This is a genomic window from Sphingomonas sp. MM-1 (genome assembly GCF_000347675.2).
GTDB classification, from domain to species: Bacteria; Pseudomonadota; Alphaproteobacteria; order Sphingomonadales; family Sphingomonadaceae; genus Sphingomonas_E; species Sphingomonas_E fennica.
Map to the genome: position 1 here is coordinate 12,017 of NC_020561.1, position 18,689 is coordinate 30,705.

General features: G+C 65.0%; 18 protein-coding genes and 1 tRNA gene. 6 read left to right on the forward strand and 13 right to left on the reverse strand.

Features of this window, described 5'->3' with window-relative positions; translation table 11 throughout:
* Nucleotides 1–115: 115 nt before the first annotated feature.
* The 6 genes from G432_RS00060 to G432_RS00085 form a co-directional block, all read right to left on the reverse strand.
* Nucleotides 116–1,357 carry an MFS transporter gene (locus G432_RS00060; RefSeq protein ID WP_015456762.1) on the reverse strand — a complete coding sequence of 414 codons (1,242 nt, stop codon included), beginning with the start codon at nt 1,355–1,357 and terminating at the stop codon, nt 116–118.
* Nucleotides 1,327–1,815 carry a MerR family DNA-binding protein gene (locus G432_RS21995; protein WP_015456763.1) on the reverse strand — a complete coding sequence of 163 codons (489 nt, stop codon included), beginning with the start codon at nt 1,813–1,815 and terminating at the stop codon, nt 1,327–1,329. Before G432_RS21995 ends, G432_RS00060 begins: the two co-directional genes overlap by 31 nt.
* Entirely contained in the window at nt 1,812–2,222 is a 411-nt protein-coding gene (locus tag G432_RS00070; RefSeq protein WP_039578015.1) for a 2Fe-2S iron-sulfur cluster-binding protein, read from the reverse strand. The genes G432_RS21995 and G432_RS00070 overlap by 4 nt, the downstream gene beginning before the upstream one ends.
* Before the next feature lie 13 nt (nt 2,223–2,235).
* On the reverse strand, nt 2,236–2,499 hold the full coding sequence (locus G432_RS00075) for a glutaredoxin family protein (protein WP_015456765.1): 264 nt from the start codon (nt 2,497–2,499) through the stop codon (nt 2,236–2,238).
* Nucleotides 2,500–2,743: 244 nt separating this feature from the next.
* Nucleotides 2,744–3,211 (reverse strand): Cu(I)-responsive transcriptional regulator, encoded by a 468-nt coding sequence (cueR, locus tag G432_RS00080; protein WP_015456766.1) that lies wholly within the window; start codon nt 3,209–3,211, stop codon nt 2,744–2,746.
* Nucleotides 3,208–5,742, reverse strand: a complete 2,535-nt coding sequence (locus G432_RS00085) for a heavy metal translocating P-type ATPase (protein WP_015456767.1) — start codon at nt 5,740–5,742, stop codon at nt 3,208–3,210. Before G432_RS00085 ends, cueR begins: the two co-directional genes overlap by 4 nt.
* A gap of 875 nt (nt 5,743–6,617) precedes the next feature.
* On the opposite strand from G432_RS00085, the gene G432_RS00090 reads away from it, so the two are divergent.
* The 4 genes from G432_RS00090 to G432_RS00110 all read left to right on the forward strand — a co-directional run bounded on the left by G432_RS00090 (nt 6,618) and on the right by G432_RS00110 (nt 10,304).
* On the forward strand, nt 6,618–7,544 hold the full coding sequence (locus G432_RS00090) for a hypothetical protein (protein ID WP_015456768.1): 927 nt from the start codon (nt 6,618–6,620) through the stop codon (nt 7,542–7,544).
* A 51-nt stretch (nt 7,545–7,595) separates the two neighbouring features.
* Entirely contained in the window at nt 7,596–8,192 is a 597-nt protein-coding gene (locus tag G432_RS00095; RefSeq protein ID WP_015456769.1) for a hypothetical protein, read from the forward strand.
* A 36-nt stretch (nt 8,193–8,228) separates the two neighbouring features.
* Nucleotides 8,229–8,888, forward strand: a complete 660-nt coding sequence (locus G432_RS00100) for a hypothetical protein (RefSeq protein WP_144061952.1) — start codon at nt 8,229–8,231, stop codon at nt 8,886–8,888.
* Between the two features lie 52 nt (nt 8,889–8,940).
* A protein-coding gene (locus G432_RS00110) for an IS3 family transposase (RefSeq protein ID WP_119592876.1) occupies nt 8,941–10,304 on the forward strand; the annotation gives its coding sequence in 2 pieces (ribosomal slippage) (nt 8,941–9,289 and nt 9,289–10,304; 1,365 coding nt in all).
* A gap of 930 nt (nt 10,305–11,234) precedes the next feature.
* On the opposite strand, the gene G432_RS00115 is transcribed toward G432_RS00110, so the two are convergent.
* From G432_RS00115 to G432_RS00140, 5 genes are all read right to left on the reverse strand, one after another.
* Nucleotides 11,235–11,311 (reverse strand) — tRNA-Arg (locus G432_RS00115).
* Nucleotides 11,312–11,641: 330 nt separating this feature from the next.
* Nucleotides 11,642–12,040, reverse strand: coding sequence for a hypothetical protein (locus tag G432_RS00125; protein ID WP_015456773.1), 399 nt, complete (start codon nt 12,038–12,040; stop codon nt 11,642–11,644).
* A 59-nt stretch (nt 12,041–12,099) separates the two neighbouring features.
* Nucleotides 12,100–12,753 carry an endonuclease III gene (gene nth / locus G432_RS00130; protein ID WP_015456774.1) on the reverse strand — a complete coding sequence of 218 codons (654 nt, stop codon included), beginning with the start codon at nt 12,751–12,753 and terminating at the stop codon, nt 12,100–12,102.
* A gap of 8 nt (nt 12,754–12,761) precedes the next feature.
* Entirely contained in the window at nt 12,762–13,529 is a 768-nt protein-coding gene (gene dapB, locus G432_RS00135) for a 4-hydroxy-tetrahydrodipicolinate reductase (RefSeq protein WP_015456775.1), read from the reverse strand.
* Nucleotides 13,530–13,757: 228 nt separating this feature from the next.
* Nucleotides 13,758–14,372, reverse strand: coding sequence for a DUF2239 family protein (locus tag G432_RS00140; protein WP_015456776.1), 615 nt, complete (start codon nt 14,370–14,372; stop codon nt 13,758–13,760).
* An 85-nt stretch (nt 14,373–14,457) separates the two neighbouring features.
* On the opposite strand from G432_RS00140, the gene G432_RS00145 reads away from it, so the two are divergent.
* Nucleotides 14,458–14,790: a GIY-YIG nuclease family protein gene (locus G432_RS00145; RefSeq protein ID WP_015456777.1), complete on the forward strand. Its 333-nt coding sequence runs from the start codon at nt 14,458–14,460 to the stop codon at nt 14,788–14,790.
* 17 nt (nt 14,791–14,807) lie between these two features.
* Here G432_RS00145 and G432_RS00150 read toward each other — a convergent pair whose 3' ends face one another.
* Nucleotides 14,808–16,586 (reverse strand): DUF885 domain-containing protein, encoded by a 1,779-nt coding sequence (locus G432_RS00150; RefSeq protein ID WP_015456778.1) that lies wholly within the window; start codon nt 16,584–16,586, stop codon nt 14,808–14,810.
* A 308-nt stretch (nt 16,587–16,894) separates the two neighbouring features.
* A complete protein-coding gene (locus G432_RS23060) occupies nt 16,895–17,131 on the reverse strand; it encodes a hypothetical protein (RefSeq protein WP_144061953.1) in 237 nt (78 codons plus the stop codon).
* Between the two features lie 37 nt (nt 17,132–17,168).
* Here G432_RS23060 and G432_RS00155 point away from each other — a divergent pair, with 37 nt between their 5' ends.
* A complete protein-coding gene (locus G432_RS00155) occupies nt 17,169–18,617 on the forward strand; it encodes a hypothetical protein (RefSeq protein WP_236626822.1) in 1,449 nt (482 codons plus the stop codon).
* Nucleotides 18,618–18,689 lie beyond the last annotated feature (72 nt).

An 18,689-nucleotide genomic window follows, 5' to 3' on the forward strand; every position in this document is an offset into this window, starting at 1 on the left:
CCGCAGACCCGCCGCAATGCGGACCATTTGCGATTGTTGGCGGATCCCCGGCGCCGGCATGAAATCTTCGGATATGGCTCCGATCCCGGCCTCAGCGGTGCCGGTCCCGATACCGTCACCTGGCCGCGATCTCCGGTCGCGAGCGCCGCACCGCGAACCAGGCTGTCGCAAGTCCCGCGACCAGCAGCGCCGGGAATGCGGCGATGTTGACCGTCGCCCAGCCTTGACCGGTCTGTATCGTGCCGGCCGCGAGCGTCGCGAGCGCCGTGGTGCCGAACACGAGAAACTCGTTGGCGGCCTGGGTTCTGGCGCGCTCCGCCGGTTCATAGGCTTCGGTGAGAAGGGTCGTGCCGCCGATAAACAGGAAGTTCCAGCCGACACCGAGGAGAAGCAGCGAGGCCTGGAAGGCCAATAGCGCCGACCCGCTGAGCGCGATAGCAAGGCTTACCGACAAGAGGAGTGCGCCTGCGACGAGGATACGCAGCACCCCGAAGCGGGCGATGAGCCCGCCGGTGAAGAAGGACGGCGCGAACATACCGACGAGATGCCAGCGCGTGACGCTGGCCGCGGCATCGACCTCGTGGCCAGCGGCGACCACCGCGAGCGGCGAGGCGGTCATCACGAAGCTCATCACGATATAGGCGGCGGCGGCATTGAGCGCCGCGACGACGAACACCGGCTGGCGCATGATCGCCAGCAGCGGGCGTCCGCGCGCGTCTGCCTCCGCCGCGATCGCGGGCGGCGTCGCGCGCAAAGCTGCAAGCACGGCGATAGAGAAGAGAGCGAGCAGCGCGGCAGCGAGAAAGGCCCCCATATATTCGGCCGCCGGAACAAGCGCGCGCGTTCGCGCTGCTACCTCGGGGCCGATGACCGCGGCGGCCACTCCGCCCGCCAGGACCCATGATACGGCCTTCGGGCGGAACGCCGGCGCGGCGAGGTCGGCGGCGGCGAAGCGGTAATACATGGCGGACGCCTGGAAGACGCCGATCAGTGCGTTGCCGAAGCAGAACAGCGCGAAGTCCCCTCTGGCGATTCCCCAAGCCGCGAGGCTGGCGCCCGCGGCGCCGACGAAAGCGCCGAGCTGGAAGCCGGCGCGGCGCCCGATCCGCGCCATCAGCATCGAAACCGGAATGGTCGTGACGGCGGTGACGACGGTGCTTAGTGCGAGGGGGAGCGTCGCGAGGCTCGGGATCGGCGCAAGCGCCGCCCCAACGAGCCCCGAAAAAGTGAAGATCACCGAGAGCGTCGAAAGATAAAGTGCCTGGGCGACGCTGAGGATCAGAACCGGCCTGCGCGCGCCACCGGACATTTCTATCATCTCTTGCGTCACGTCCGCCGCTCCGTCGACGCGCACCACGGGGCCAATGCCGCTTTCTCCGCGGCGAACCGCGCCGGGTTGCGGCGGAGGCGGAGGCGCGCGCGTCCAGCCGGGGCTATCGCGGCCTTGTCGTTTGCCATGTCATTGCGGTTCGGCCCGTCGCCGCGCGCGTCGCTTTTGGCGAAGGAGGCGAGATGCTCAAGCGCGCTCACCATCGCCTGAATGTCGGTGATATGGCGCTTCAGCGCATCGGCGTGGCGGTGCGCGATCGTCCCGGCATCGGCGTCCGAACGGGCGCGCCAGAGCTGAAGCAGGATCAGCGCCCGTTCGATTGTCAAGCCGAGATCGCGGCCGCGGCGGGCAAGGCGCAGCATTTGCGAAAAGGCGCGGCGGCTGCCTGCCGTGCCGCCCACCCTGGCGATGAAGCCTATTTGCTCCAGATCCCGGATCAGCCTCGCCGAAGCGCCGATCAACATGGCGGCCCGCCCGACATTCATGATGCCGTCTTCCCGCCTGCTTGGCGCGCCGCGTACTGAAACGGTGGCTCGGTGTTGGCGCGCGTGGCATCATCGGGTGCGGCGACATCGGTTTTGACGCGGCGGGCCGGGTGGGCAACGGCTTCATCCTCCTTGCCGAGCCATGCGACCTCAATGTTGGTGAGCGGCTGTGCGCGGCACGCCAGAATGAGCCCTTGCGCCTTTTCCTCGGGGGTGAGTGCGAAGCACGTGTGGGGCAGCATGTCGACCTCGCCAGCCACGAGCCGCGACTTGCACGTGCCGCAGCGGCCCGAACGGCAGCCATGCGGATAGGCGATGCCGGCATCGAGCGCCGCCTCGAGGATTGTCTGGCCGTCGCCGACCGCGATGGCGCGGCCGGCTTGGTGGATATCAACGGTTCGCGTCACGGCCGCCCCCCGCTCAAACGGCGTCGGCGAGGCCAAGCGCCTCGACGAGCCTCGGCTTCTGCGATGCGAAGGTTCCGTGGAAGATTTGGTCGCCAACAAGCGTGATCGGTGCGACGCGCACGCCGGTGCGCATCTTGGCTTCCGCCATGATCGCCGGGTCCGACATATCCTTTTCGGTCCAGGCGAGTCCGCGGCTGGTCAGCCACGCCTTAAGTGCTCGGCAATCGGGACAGGTCGCTGTGGAATAGATGAGTATCTCGGGAGTGGTCGCAGGCATGATCTTGTTCCTTGTCGGTCACGAGCGGCGGAGAGGAGCGACGGCTTGGGGCCGTCGGAATGCCTCCTCGTGCTGGCCGCCCGCCAGGAGATGCGGCTTCCAACGATGGCAGGGTCAACCCTAATTCGGTCGAAGCGAATGCCGATGATGTGTGGTCAGTCGGCGCCGACGTCGCTGGCGTGGATGTGCCGGATTCGCCCGGGTTCAGCCAGACAACGGCCAGGGCCCACAGGGCCGGGCGGGCTCAGTGCCGCCGTGCGGGCGGCCCGCCGGGTCCGCCGAAACGCTGCGGCTCGCGGGGTTCGAGCCGCGAGGGCTCGCCGTCGTCGTCGGCCAGCCCTTCGATGATCGGGCAGTCGGGGCGGTCATCGCCGTGGCAATGATCGGCGAGCGTTTCGAGCGTCCGCACCATCGCTTCGATTTCGGCCATTTTTCCGCGGAGCCGTTCGATATGTCCCAGCGCGAATGATTTAACATCGGCGCTGGCGCGGCTCCGGTCCGACCAGAGGCCGAGCAGCTCGCCGATCTGCTCCACCGTAAAGCCGAGATCGCGCGCGCGCCGGATGAAGCGAAGCCGATGCACGTCGGCCTCGTCATAGTCGCGATAGCCCGAGTCGTGGCGCGCGGCCTTGGGGATGAGCCCCGTCTGCTCATAATAGCGGATCATTTTCGTCGAGACCCCCGACAATTTGGAAGCGCGGCCGATGTTCATGCTGCCTCTCCTTCTGCGTTTTTGTCGGACGCGATCACCGGCCGGAACGCCTTCAGCCTGAGCGCGTTGCTTAGCACGAAGACGCTCGACAGCGCCATCGCACCAGCCGCGAAGACCGGCGACAGCAAAGTGCCGTTGAGCGGATAGAGCGCGCCGGCTGCGACGGGGATCAGCGCCGCATTATAGCCGAACGCCCAGAACAGATTCTGCTGGATGTTCCGGATCGTCGCCTTCGACAGCGCGATCGCATTGACCACGCCGCGAAGGTCGCCCGACATCAGAACGACGTCGGCGGACTCGATCGCAACATCAGTGCCGGTGCCGATCGCCAGGCCGACATCGGCCTCGGCGAGCGCGGGGGCGTCGTTGATGCCGTCGCCGACGAAAGCAACCTTGCGGCCCCCCGCCCGAAGCCGGTTGAGCGCATCGACCTTTCCGTCGGGAAGCACTTCGCCGACCACCTCGTCGATCCCCAGCGTCCGCGCGACGGCATCGGCCGTCGCCTGATTGTCGCCGGTGATCATCGCGACCTTGAGTCCGAGCGCGTGCAGCGCGCTGATCGCCTCGGGCGTCGTGTCCTTGATCGGATCGGCGACCGCGATCACCGCCGCAAGCTTGCCGTCGATCGCGGCATAGAGCGGGGATTTGCCTTGCGCGCCGAGTTCGCGGGCCTTGGCGGCAAAGGCCGAGACATCATGCCCCAGCTTGTTCATGAACCGGTCGGCGCCGACCCGAACGTCGCGATCGCCGACCCGCGCCGAAACGCCGTACCCGGGAATGGCTTCGAATGCTGTGGGCGACTGGACGTCAAGACCCCGCGCGTCCGCGGCAGCCACGATCGCCTCGGCGATCGGGTGCTCGGACTGGCTTTCGACGCTGGCGACCAGCGCGAGCACCTCGTCGCGCCCGAACCCGGCCGCCGGCTCGATGTCGGTCAGTTCGGGGCGCCCCTTGGTCAACGTGCCGGTCTTGTCGAGCGCCACGACGCTCACGTCGCGCAGCGTCTGAAGCGCCTCGCCCTTGCGGAACAGCACCCCCAGTTCGGCAGCGCGCCCGGTTCCCACCATGATCGACGTCGGGGTCGCAAGACCCATCGCGCACGGGCAGGCGATGATCAGCACCGCGACCGCATTCACCAGCGCGAAGGTCAGCGCCGGATCGGGGCCGAAGATGAGCCAGATCAGGAAGGTCAGCCCCGCGATCCCCATTACTGCGGGGACGAACCAGGCGGTCACCTTGTCGACCATCGCCTGGATCGGCAGCTTCGATCCCTGCGCCTGCTCGACCATGCGAATGATCTGCGCCAACACCGTGTCCGCGCCGACCTTGGTCGCGCGGAAGGTGAAGGCGCCGGTCTTGTTGATCGTGCCGCCGACGACCGCTGCGCCCGCGGACTTGGCAACCGGGACCGGCTCGCCGGTGATCATCGACTCGTCAACATAGGAGTTTCCGTCAACAACTTCGCCATCGACCGGCACGCGTTCGCCCGGACGCACCTGGACGATATCGCCCGTACGGACATCCGCGAGCGCGACTTCCAGCGCCGTGCCATCGCGCACGACGCGGGCGGTTTTCGCCTGCAGTCCGACGAGCCGCTTGATCGCCTCCGACGTTCGCCCCTTGGCCTTGGCCTCAAGATAGCGGCCAAGCAGGATCAGCGCGACGATCACCGCCGCGGCTTCATAATAGACATTGGCGGTGCCCGCCGGCAGCACGCCGGGGGCGAAGGTCGCGACCAGCGAATAGCCCCAGGCGGCGCTCGTCCCCAGCGTGACGAGCGAGTTCATATCGGGCGTGCCGCGCAGGATCGCGGGAATGCCCTTCTGGAAAAAACGTAGCCCAGGCCCGAAGAGCACCAGCGTGGTTAGGACGAACTGGATCAGCCAGCTCGTCTGCATTCCGATCGTGGCCATGACGAAATCATGGACCGCGGGGATGAGGTGCGAGCCCATCTCGAGTATGAAGACCGGCAAGGCCAGCACCGCGGCGAGAAGCAGCGACCGGCGCAAGCCGATGAGCTCCTCTTCGCGCGCCGAGGCTTGCTGGTCGGACGATGCGCCATCATCCTCAATCCGGCGCGGTTCGTAACCGGCGCCGCGGATCGCGCCCTCCAGATCGCCAAGCGACGCAATGCCAAGATGATAGCGGATGCTGGCTTTCTCGGTCGCCAGATTGACGGTGGCGGTAATGACACCTGGAACCTTGGACAGCGCTTTTTCAACATGACCGACGCACGACGCGCACGTCATGCCCGCAACGCCAATTTCGACCTCGACCTCGGGCACCTGATAGCCCGCGCGCTCGATCGCCTGCACGACGGCAATCGGGTCAGCGGCGCCCGCGAATGTCACATCGGCGCGTTCGGTCGCCAGATTGACGCTGACCCCGTTCACGCCCGGCAGCTTGGCGATCGCCTTTTCGACATGGCCGACGCACGAGGCGCAGGTCATATCGGCGACGGCGACGCTTAACTGCGCCAATCTGGTGGCCGGGTTATCGCTTTCGCGCTTCAATTGCACCACATCGGCCATCACAAAATCTCCGGTTTTCTTCGATTGACCGGGTTGTGGGGTTTCCAACGATGGGAAGGTCAAGGGGAAAACTTTCCGAACCGAAGACTTCCCGCACGTATTTCGACCCGCAATTCCTAGGCGACGCCGAACAGTTCTGGGATGCGGCGAAGCCGCCGAAGCGACGGCGCGGCCCCGCGCGGTTCACACTCTCGTCCCAGCCATCTCGCCTGACCTTTCCGAGGGACGACTGCGGCGGCCGACACGGCCGCGCCCCATATAATCAGTATATTGGCTGAGCGGACTGGGCAGCTACAGGAAATCACATGATTGCCGGGCAAACTTCCAAGGCCTGATAGCCGGTTCCATTGCTCGCTCTCCAAAGCCTGAATGCAGGCAGTCCGCTTCCCGCCCCAAAGCCGCCGTTTCACCATTTTGGAAATCACTGACTCCGCGAGCGGAGAATCGGCCGATGGCTGGCCGGCAGCGCATAGGAGCAAAACCGCGAGAATTGGGTGATTTGGGACCGTCCACATTTAGCCATACAGGGCTGGAAAGCATACATCACTACGGATCGGCTCGTTGCCCGGATTTGACATCTGTTTCACATATCGCGGTCCAGAGCGGGGATCGCGATCCCGATCATATGACCTTTCATGCCGCACCGCGCCCCCAGCATCCGAAGAAAATCGAATATTGTGTGATCAGGGACACAGAGCATGGTCACCGCGGCCTTATCTCCTTGAAACATCCACTATATTGAAGCCGGTGATATGAAGCACATCCTCTTGCACCTGATGCCGTCACCGATCGTTTCGGTTCCGTCAGGTACTCAAATAGGCGCGGCAGGCAGGAAGTCGGGACAGCCAGGCCGCGGATTTGAGCGAGCCGGGGTGATGGCGGACGGCGTCGGGGCGCGGTGGCGGTTCGCAGTGACATCGCTGATGACCGCAATGACGATGGCGGTCGGTCAGCCGGTGCTGGCCGATGTTACTGATCAGACCATGCTGGACGCGCTGCCGGAGCGTTTCGGCCCCGATCTTTCCGCACAGTCCTTCGGGGACGAACAACGGGCGCTTGCGAGCACCGTGAGCGACTATCTGTCGGGCAGCTATTGTATCGCCGGCCAGCGATCGATCGCGCTTCCGGCGCGTGACCTCCAATGGGCAGCAATCGGCAAGGCGGCCGGCGGCGACATCGAGCCGCTTCTGCAAGGCTATCGCGTCCTGCCCGACGGATACAGCCCCGGCTACGACCTCATTGCGACATGGGCGGTGCGGGATGCTCCGGGGAGGCTCATCGCACTCGCTGCGCTAGAAAATGCACTGCCGGGGCGCAAGCATCTCCTGAGCTATTTCGAGCTCCGGAAGGTGCCCGACGTCGTGGCAGCAGGGCAACCCTGCAGCGCCGGACAGCCTGCCCATTCCGAGGGCAAGGCTCCGCCCGTCCTTGCGGATTTGCCTCCCCCCGATGGCAGGCGCATCACGCCGCGCGCCGCCGATCGCACGCGGATGGTCGAAGTCCTGAACGCCCGCCTGGAGGGTCGTTACCGGATCGGCGCGGAGCGCTATTTCAAAGAGCGCGACGCGCGTTCGGGATTTGGCGTGGCGGGACGTCCGGGCGCCTTCCTGAAGCGGCACCATGGCGCGGCGTTCGAGGCGGCGATCGCCGATTCTCAATCGGGCAGCCGTGTTTCGGCCACGCTCTGGTGCCTCGACGACAAGTCGCATCGCTGCTTCGCCGTGGCGGCGCTGGAAAGCGTTGGCGGCCCCGACAACGACCTGATCGGCTATTTCGAGATCGGGCGCGAATATGGAAACTGACGCCCGGCGAGGGCGCACGAGAAACGGCCATCAACCGATATGGAGACAGATATGATGAAGACCCTGGCCGCCGCACTGGCTTTTTCGGCGCTCGGCATTGCCGGATGCAGCGCCGAGGACGTCGAGGCAGCGCAAGCCGATAACGACGCGCGGGTAACGAGACAGCAGCCCGCCGCGTCGCAGCCGATGCCCCGCGACGTGACCGACAAGCCATCTCCCACGCCTGGCTATGACTGGCATCTCAGGATCGACGAGAGCATCCGGACCCGCCCGGCCACCCTCGCCTATGAGGTTAGCGATACGGACAGGCAGCCGCTCACGATCACCTGCGAAGAGGGAAGCTCGAGGCTGTTCGCGGAAATCAGCGGCGGTCCGGCCGATCTTGCGAAGCTGACGCTGACCTCGGGAGACCAGACGCTGCAACTGAAAGGCGAGACGCGCCCGACCGAAATCCCCGAGATGCCCCATTTTGTTTCCGAGGAGATCGCGGGCGACGCCCCCCTCGTCACCGCCTTCGCCGCGAACGGATGGCTTCGGATGACAGCGAAAGACATGACGACCGATATGGCCGCGAGCCCCAAAGGCGCGAAGGCGGTCGCGGATTTCGTGAAGCATTGCACCCGCCCCTATTCGCCGTGGGGTGAATAGGATGCGTTCGCGGTTCAGAACAAGGGAAACGAGGTGTTGAGCATCTTGCTGATGGCGGCGGCGCTGACCGCGGGCGAGCCCGATTGCGCCGCGATCGAGCGGAGCGTCGGAGAGCCGCTGGCGATCGAAACAGTGGCTATCATGCCTCGGGCTCTGTTCTCCGAAGCGTCGGCGGAGACTGACACGAAGGACGGAGCCGTCATGACCGGCCGCTTCGAATATCGTGGTAACGGGATTTCCGTCCGTTCGAGCGATCCGCGCTTTGCCGATATCATCGTCGATCATGCCCGCGGCGAGGTGCATCGCTGCGGCCAAGGCATATGGCGGATCGGTTCGGTCGGCGCTTCTGCCCCCAACCGGAAAGGTCCGTCAATCAGGCTCAGACCTCTCAGCGATGGCGCGACGTTGGGCTCCGGGGCGATGGTTGCGGCGCAGCGCGGCACGATCCCGGTCCTGGCAGGCTCCAGGCTGCTGGCATCTTGGCCGGCAGGCGTCGGCCATGAGGAGATTTTTATCGGCATCATGGGACCGGTGGTGGGCCCGCAAAAACACTCCGACATCGTCGCGTTTGCAGACGTCGCCGGACCTACGCCGGCGGTGCGCCTCGCGCGGCTCGATCGCGCTTTTCAGGCTCTCGGGGTTTTGCCGGCGCTGCATGTACCCTGTTCCCCGTCAGCGCCAATGGCACAGATTTGAGGTTGTGAATTAAGGAGTGTTGGGGCTTCGTCGTAGTGACGAAGGAACGAAGATGAAGCCCCAACACTCCTTGAAAAAATCGCCTGCCAAGGCCCCTGCTGAGCGGGTGGTGAAGGACATCCGGCGGCAGACCCGGCGGCATTTTTCGGCCGAAGACAAGATCCGCATTGTGCTCGATGGGCTGCGTGGCGAAGACAGCATTGCCGAACTATGCCGCAAGGAAGGCATTGCCCAGAGCCTGTATTACACCTGGTCGAAGGAGTTCATGGAAGCGGGCAAGCGGCGCCTGGCGGGTGACACGGCTCGTGCCGCGACCAGCGGCGAGGTGCAGGACCTGCGCCGCGAAGCCCGTGCCCTGAAGGAATGCGTGGCCGACCTGACGCTCGAAAACCGTCTGCTCAAAAAAAGCATGATCGCGGATGGGGGCGACGACGAATGAGATATCCCGCATCCGAGAAGCTCGAGATCATCCGGATCGTCGAGCAGTCGCATCTGCCGGCGAAGCTCACCCTCGACAAGCTGGGGATCGCACGCCGGACGTTCTACCGCTGGTACGACCGGTTCCTCGAAGGCGGACCGGAGGCGTTGGAAGATCGGCCATCGGCACCGAGCCGCGTGTGGAACCGGATCCCGCCTGACATCCATGATCAGATCATCGAACTGGCACTGGAGCAGTCCGAGCTGAGCCCACGGGAGCTGGCGGTGCGCTTTACCGACGAAAGGCGTTACTTCGTGTCGGAAGCCACGGTTTACCGCCTTCTGAAGGCCCATGACCTGATCACCAGCCCGGCCTATGTGGTGATCAAGGCCGCCGATCAGTTCCACACCAAGACCACCCGGCCGAACGAGATGTGGCAGACCGACTTCACCTACTTCAAGATTATCGGGTGGGGCTGGATGTACCTGTCGACCGTGCTCGACGACTTCTCACGCTACATCATCGCCTGGAAGCTGTGCACCAACATGCGCGCCGAGGACGTGACCGACACGCTGGACATGGCACTGGCCGCATCGGGCTGCGACAGCGCCACGGTGCTGCACAAGCCAAGGCTGCTGTCGGACAATGGCCCCAGCTACATCGCCGGCGAACTGGCGGAATACATCGAGGCCCAGAAGATGAGCCATGTGCGCGGTGCCCCGCTACACCCGCAGACCCAGGGCAAGATCGAGCGCTGGCATCAGACCCTGAAAAACCGCATCCTGCTGGAAAACTACTTCCTGCCCGGCGACCTCGAGGCCCGGATCGAGGCCTTCGTTGAGCACTACAACCACCAGCGTTACCACGAGAGCCTCAGCAACGTGACGCCCGCCGATGCCTACTTCGGCAGGGCACCGGCAATCATCAAACTGCGCGAAAGGATCAAGCGACAGACCATCGAACATCGGCGCTTGCAGCACCGCAAGTTCGCCGCCTAACATCAACCCCCTGACGAGGTCCGCACTCCGCTAATCTACGCCGCGAGTTGTGCCGAATGTTCTGACGACGGACAATGTCTTCGATTGTCCCTATTGCACCGGCCTCATAGGACGCCCCCGCCGGCGGGTCTCCGCATGTGCCGCTTTCCCATTGTCGGCGCTTCTGTACATAGGTGAAACCTGCGGCCTGGAAGATGCTTCGCATCTCTGAGCTAACGCCATCCAAAGAAGCGCCCGAAGTTGACGAGCCGGCAACGGAATTGGCTTCCACGCTTGCCGCCGCGACACGATCAGCGGCGGCTGAAGTGGGCTCCGCCCCGGCTGATGAAGCGGGCGCCGCCAGGGCGATCCTTTCCGGCGAAGTTCCCGCTTCACTACCGCCGCCACCTGCAATTTCCTCACTCGTCGCACTCCGGCCCGATTGGCCGCCACAGGCCGTCAACGCCAAAGCAACCACCAGGGGACCCAGTTTCCGGTCGAAGGATTTTATCATTTGCCCACCTCTGCACTGCTCTACGGCTTTACCGCCGCCTGTCCTCAGTTCCATGACAATAATACTGGCGTTGCCATCAAGCGATTGCCGAACGGCACGACCTCGGCACTGTCGTAAAGGCTCGCCCCGAAGGCGAAAGCGATTTCTGCAGGCCTCGGCGAGCGCTCGCAAACCGACGAAATCGTCGGTCTTAACTGTTGCGCGATCGCGACGCCGAGACAGGTGTCTCAAATCTCCGGCTGAAATCCAGGAACTCTCCACTGATAGCGCCGTCGATTCGCGAGCAACCGCGCCGCCGAGGACTGAAGATTCGTAAATTATTGAAATTGAGGGGGTTTGGTGGAAATTGCTGCTTCCGCGACTGCTTCCGTGGTGGAAATTGCGCTGGAGGCCGCACAAGACGCCTGATTGAAGCGTTTGATTTCTAAGGGGAAATTTGGCGCACTCGACAGGATTCGAACCTGTGGCCTCCGCCTTCGGAGGGCGGCGCTCTATCCAGCTGAGCTACGAGTGCATCCGGTCCCCCTTAGTTGGGGGCTCGAAAATCGTCAATCTGCCGACTGCTTCCGTGGTGCTTCCGCGACGCTTTTGCCTCGAAAAACCGCTTCCGTCAAAATCGGCCTAAAACCCTGTTTCTACGACCTTATTTTCTTCCTCAAACGCCCGAATATCAGCTTGACTTCCGCCTTCGGAGGGCAGCGCTCTATCCAGCTGAGCTACGGGTGCGTGGGAAGCGCGATTAGCAAAGGGTGGCGGGGGGAGCCAGCCTAAATCTTCGCGAGGCGCAAATTTCTGGGGAGGGCGGGCAAGAACGGCGCGGATGCCGCCATTGCCCGTGCTTCCCTTACTTCTTCTTCGCGGGGGCCTGCATTTCCTGGAACGAGCCGAGGCCGCAGCTTGCCCCGCGCGAGACGCCGCCGGGGCCGGCGCTGGTGAGGACGGTGATGATGTCCGTCGAGCAGAGCTGGCTGAGCGAGGTCTTGTAGGCGAACCGTTCCTCGAAGCCGAGCTGTGGGCAGCTGTTGGGCAGAGTGTTCCGGTAGATCTTGCCGCCGTTCATGTAGAAATCGATCGTGCTGTCGTCGCGGACGCGGGTTTCGCGGATCTGGCGGAGATTGACGCAATCGAGCGGCTTCGCATCGGCCTTGGGGGTGAGGTTATCCGGCTTGGGCTTCGCCATCGCCGATGCCGGGAGCATGGCGCCGCCGATCAGAAACGCGGTGATGAGGGCCTTCATCTTCATGTCCAAATCTCCTGTCCCGACATGCCTGTGCCGACATGGTTGCGACGGAGCCGCAAGCTTCAGCCCTTGGCCTCGGCCGGCGGCGGCGTCTTCGGCTTGAACGCGCACAGATCGGCAACCGGGCAGCGCCAGCATTCCGGCCTCCGCGCCTTGCAGATATAGCGGCCATGCAGGATTAACCAGTGGTGAGCATGGGTGCGAAAGGGCGCGGGCGTGACCTTTTCCAGCTTGAGCTCGACGGCGAGCGGCGTCTTGCCGGGAGCGAGGCCGGTGCGGTTGGCCACGCGGAAGATGTGGGTATCGACCGCGATCGTATCTGCGCCGAAGGCGACGTTCATCACCACATTGGCGGTCTTGCGGCCGACGCCGGGCAGTTCTTCCAGCGCGGCGCGGTCCCGTGGCACCTCGCCGCCATGGCGATCGACGAGGATGCGGGCGGCGGCGATGACGTTCTTCGCCTTGGTGTTGAACAGGCCGATCGTCTTGATGTGATCGCGCAGGCCTTCCTCGCCCAGGTCCAGCATCTGCTGTGGGGTCGAGACTTCGGCGAACAGCCGGCGCGTCGCCTTGTTGACGCCGACGTCGGTCGCCTGCGCGGAAAGGGCGACCGCGACCAGCAGCGTATAGGGATTGGTATATTGAAGCTCGGTTTCGGGCGCCGGATTGGCCTCCGCCAGCCGCCGGTAGAATTCGAAGATGGCGTCGCGCTTCATCGCGAGGGTCAGAGCCCGAGCACGTCGTTCATGGTGTAGCGGCCGGGGGCGCGGCCGGCGAGCCACAGGGCGGCCTTCACCGCGCCGCGCGCGAAGATGGCGCGGCTTTCGGCGCGATGGCCGAGCTCCAGCCGTTCCCCTTCGCCGGCGAACACCACCTGATGATCGCCCGCGACCGAGCCGCCGCGCAGCACCGCGAAGCCGATCGCGCCTTCCGGCCGCGCGCCGGTGATGCCGTCGCGGCCACGCACCGCGACATCGGCCAGCGCCACTTCGCGCCCGGTGGCGGCGGCCTGGCCGAGGAGGATGCCGGTGCCCGAGGGCGCATCCACCTTGTGGCGGTGGTGCATCTCGACGATCTCGATATCCCAGTCCGTGCCCAGCCGGGCGGCGGTTTCGCGGACGAGATGGGCGAGCAGGTTGACGCCGAGCGAGGTGTTGAAGGCCTGGAGGACGGCGACGGACTTCGCCGCTTCATCGATCAGGGCATGATGGGCGGGCTCGAGGCCGGTGGTGCCGATCACGATCGGCGTGCCGGCGGCGGCGGCGGCGTCGAGATGGGCGGCCAGTGCGGCCGGCGACGAGAAATCGACCATGACGTCGCTGGCGGCCGCGAGCGAGGCGGCATCGGCGAGCAGCGGGACATCGCCCAGCGCATCGGGCCGGGTACCGGGCCGGTCGATCCCGCCCGAGACCTTCGCGCCGGCATCCGCGGCGGCGGTGGCGATCGCGCGTCCCATCCGTCCGCCCGCCCCGATGATGCCGATCTTCGCCATGTGTCCGTCTCCCGATCTTTCCGCGTGCCTATTGGGCGAGAGCAGGCGGGGAGGCAATAAGCGAGCGCACGGCGAGTGCCCGGCCGCCAGGCGAAGTTGAGGAAGTTGAGGATTGCCATCGCCGCCGGCGCGACCCGGAAAAGGGCGCCGCATCCTGCGCTCCGGTGGTGGCGTGCCTCGGGATCATGCGGCTTTCTAAGCCTTCCGCCCGGCTGTAGGACAGCAGCTTCAGGCAGGATCGGCGGATGCGGCATCGGGGAAGGCGAGGCGGACGACGTGGTCGCGAATGTCCGCCGGCCAGCCCACAATGCGTGCGGCGAAGGTTCCGGCATCCCCGGCGAACAGGGCGCGAGACGCTTCCTCGAAATGCGGCAGGTCGCCGGCCATGGCCGACATGAAGCGATAGGCGGCCTCGCGCGCGGCGCGGGCCCGGCCCGCTCCGTCATCGGCGCGGCGCGCCTCGTCGATCAGGCGCCGGATCGTCGCGGATGCTCCGCCGGGCTGGCTGCCCAGCCAGTCCCAGTGGCGGGGCAGGAGGGTGACTTCGCGAGCCACCACGCCAAGCCTGGGGCGCCCCCGGCCGCGCGCTCCTTCCCCGGCCTGCGGCTCGGGCGGCGATGCCTGCCGCGCCCGATCGGCGAGGCGGCCAAGCACCTCCTCATCCGTGCCGCGCAGATCGAGATCGATGACGGCGCCGGTCGCATCATCGAAGGTGAGGGTGGGGCGGCCGGGATTTGCCGCCTCGAACGCTTTCACCGCGAGGGCGACTTCGGCGAGCGGGCCTTGGGCGATGCGATCGGGGCCGGCGAAGGCCGTGCATGGCAGCGAGGGCAGGTTCATCATTCCAGATATATATCCGGGTATAATTGACAGGTCAATATTATCCGGGTGATAATCGGGCGGACGATGTTGCAAGCAAGAGAGTGAAATGCGGATCAATGCGAGGAAGGCGGCGGTGGCCGCTTATAAGGAACGGAAGGTGGCGACGGGCATCTATGCCCTGCATTGCGGACCCGCCGGGCAAAGCTGGGTGGGGTTCGCGCCCGACCTTTCGACGATCCAAAACCGCCTCTGGTTCATGCTGCGGGCGGGCGGGCACCGCCATGCCGGGTTGCAGCGGGCCTGGACGGCCCATGGCGCGGACTCCTTCCGCTTCGAGGCGCTGGAAGCGGTGGAGGAGGATGTCGCCAATGTGCGCGACCGCGTCCTCAAGGAGCGGCGCGCGCACTGGTCGGCGAAGCTGGGGGCGGAGGAGATCTGACGTCCGTCCGCCGCCCTTTATTTGCCGCCGTTGGCGATGAATTCGTGGATGCGCTGTTCCAGCACCGGCAGCGGCACGCCGCCCAGCGCCAATATGGCATCGTGGAAGGGGCGCTGGTCGAACTTCTCGCCCAGCCTGGCCTCGGCCTCGGCGCGCAGCCGGCGGATCGTCATCTCGCCCAGCTTGTAGGCGAGCGCCTGGCCGGGCCAGCTGATGTAGCGATCGACCTCGGTTTCCACCTCATGTTCCGAAAGGGCGGTGTGATCGCGCAGATAGGCGATCGCCTGGTCCCGGCTCCAGCCCTTGGAATGGACACCCGTGTCGATCACCAGCCGGGCGGCGCGCCACATCTCGTAGGAAAGCTGGCCGAATTCCTCATAGGGGGTTTCATAGATGCCGAGCTTGCCGCCCAGCCACTCGGTATAAAGGCCCCAGCCTTCGCCATAGCCGGAGAAATAGGTTTCGCGCCGGAAATCAGGGCGGGCGGGCGCCTCGAGCGCGAGGGCCGCCTGGAAGCTGTGGCCGGGCGAGCATTCGTGGAGGGTGAGCGCGGGGATATTGTAGAGCGGGCGCGACGGCAGGTCATAAGTGTTCATCCAGCACGCCTCGAGCCCGCCGCGCCCGGCCGTCCAGAACGGCGCGATCGCATCGGGCACCGGGCGGATGGTGAAGCGGTAGCGCGGCAGGAGGCCGAAGGCGTCCTTCAGCTTGCCGTCCATCTTCTTGGCGACATAAGCGGAATAGCTCAGCAGCTCGCGCGGGGTTTTCGCGGTGAACTGCGGATCGGTGCGCAGGAATTTGAGGAATTCCGGGAAGGTGCCGGTGAAGCCGCTCTTTGCCATCACCTTGTGCATTTCCGCGTCGATGCGGGCGACTTCCTTGAGGCCGATCTCGTGGATCTGGGCGGCCGTCAGGTCGAGCGTGGTATATTCGCGGATCTGCGCGGCATAATAGGCCTTGCCGTCCGGCAGCGCCTCGGCCGCCAGCGTCGTGCGCGCCCTGGGCATATATTCGGTGCGCATGAAGGCGAGCAGCCTGGCATAGGCCGGCACCACCGCATCCCTAAGCGCGGCCTCGCCCTGCCGGCGCAGCTCCTCGCGCGTGGCGGCGGGGATATTGTCCGGCATCTGGGCGAAGGGGACCATGAAGGGGTTGTCGGCCGCATCGGCGCTGGCGAAGGGCTCGATCGAGGCGTCCCGGCCGGTGAGCGTGGCGCGGGGCACGCTGAACCCGCGCTTCAGCCCGGCGCGCATATTGGCGATATTCTCGTCGAAATAGCGCGGCACATCCCGCATGCGGGCGATATAGCGGCGATAATCGTCCGCCGTGCGGAAACCCCGGCTGGGGGCAAGATGCGCCCAGAAGCTGGAATCGCTGTTGAAGGGCATTTCATAGCCCTTGAAGCGGATGTCGGCGGCCAGCGCCTCGACGCTGGTGCGAAAGACGGCATAATTGATCCCTTCCTCGGCCGTGAGCGCATCGGGCGCGATGGCATCCAGCCGCTTGAGCACGTCCGTCCAGTAAGCGAGGCGGGCGGCCTGGCTCGCCGGATCGACGCGGGGGAGGCGGTCCGCATTCGCATCCCATCCGTCCTCGTCCCTGACCATGGCGAACTGGTCCATCCGCCACGCCCATTCCGCATCATAGATCGCCTTGAGCCGGGCATCGGCGGAAGATTGCGGTGCCGATGCTTGCGAAAGCGAAGATGTTTCGGCTGCCACCGCCGATACGGAGGCAGTTGCGGCCAAGAAGCAGGTGACGAAGGCGAGGATGCGAGGCCGGGCCGGACGGATCATGGGAGAAAAGCTCCGAAATGCGCTAAGTCCATCTGCTTTTAGAGAAAATCGCGCGCCCTCCAAGCGGAAACGGGGGAGGGCGCGAATCCACGCGAATCCTGGCGCCGATTCGCAATCGCGGGCGAATCGCGGCAGGTCCTTCAATCGAGACGATTTCCCGGCCGCAAGAAAGGTAATGGAGGCGCTTATCTTTGCGGGCGCCATTTCTTGCCGAATTTTCCAATTCGCCGTCTAGCGGCCTCGATTCGTCGGGATTCGTCGTTAAAATCCGATGAATTGAGGCGATCGGGCTCGCCTTTAACCAGTCTTTATGACGTGGCCGGTAGTCCAGCAGCTCCTGGCGAGTGGGGCGCTGCTTGGATGAAGGTTTTATAGAAAATGAATGGTGTCGCAACCTCGCGTCTGAATATTTCACGACGCACGGTAATTGTTTCTGCTTCATTGCTGGCCTTTGTTGGGGCGGCATATGCGGCAAGTTCTCTCATATCTCTTCCCGCGCCGATTGTTCTTGAAAAAGCAACTAAGCCCGTGGTGTCGCCGGTCACCAAACTTCCAACCGCGCCCCCCCCGGTTAAGCCGCCGGTGACGCTGCCGCCCCGCGCGGCGGTGGGCATCAACTTGGCCGGCCTCAGCACCTGGGGCGGTGAGCGGACGCTGATGAACCTCGCGCTCAACAGCCCGTGGAAGAGCCAGCGCCCCGGCGTTTCCGGCTGGGTCGAGATGGATCCTTCGCGGATGGACGCCAATGGCGACATGAAGGCGCTGTTGACGAGCGAGCTGGCGAACAAGGCGCTGACCCCGCCGGAGGGCGCCTATGGGCCGACGGCGACGCGCATCCGCTGCACCTGGAAGGGCAAGGGCACGCTGGCGCCGGGCGGATCGGCGGTGACGAACCTCGCCAAATCGACCGACAGCTTCGAATTCGACTGGGCGGCCGCCAACGGCGTGACCCCCAAGTCCGCCTGGGTGACGATCAGCAAGATCGACACCACCGATCCGCTGCGAAAGGTGGATTGCCGCGAGAAGGATGCGTCGCCGACCGCGATGTTCTCCTCCAAGATGCTGGAATCGCTGAAGGGGTTCAGCGTCATCCGCTTCCTCGACTGGCAGAAGGTGAACACCAACGCCCCGGTAAGCTGGGCGAGGCGGACGACCGCGGAAAGCACCGTCCAGAATACCGATCAGGGCCCCGCGGTGGAGATCATGGTCGCGCTGGCCAACGAGGCGGGGATCGATCCCTGGTTCCACATGCACTGGAACGCGGATGAGGAATATGTCCGCCGCTTCGCCGAATATGTCCGCGATCATCTCGCGCCGGGCCGGAAGGTCTATGTCGAGATGTCCAACGAGGTGTGGAACTACAACTTCCCGGTAACGAACCAGGCCCAGGCCGAGGGCGTGGCCGAGGGGCTTTCGCCCACGGCGGGCTATGCGATGTTCATGCGCTATGCCGAAAAGGCGACGTGGATGAACAAGATCTGGACCGACGTGTTCAAGGCCGATCCCAGCCGGCTGGTCCGCATCGTCGCGACGCAGAACAACAATCCGGCGGCGGTGGAGATGATCCTCGGCTTCCGCGATACGGCGCAATATGTCGATGCGGTGTCGACGGCGCCCTATTTCGGCGGCGCGACCTTCGCCGGCACCCGGGCGACGATCACCGACAGCGCGAACATCTTCGCCTTCCTCAGCGAGGATGTGGACCTGGCCATCAGCAAGGCCCTGAAGGCCAAGGTGGTCGCCCAGCGTTACGGCAAGCGCTATATCGGCTATGAGGGCGGGCAGCATGTGGTGAACCGCGGCAACCCGACGCTGGTGGCGGCCATCAACCGCGATCCGCGCATGTATGACATGTATCGCAAATATCTGACGGCCTGGAACAGCCAGATCGGCGACCTGATGACGCTCTACGCCGCGACGGGATCGTTCGACCAATATGGCGCCTGGGGCCTGCGCGAATATACCGGGCAGTCGCTGGCGGAGACGCCGAAGCGCCGGGCGGTGCAGGATTATCTCTCCCGCGCTTACTGATCCTCGCCTCTGCCCCTGATCGCCTTGCGATCAGGCAAATGTTCGGCCGGAGCCCCTGGGGTTCCGGCCGAT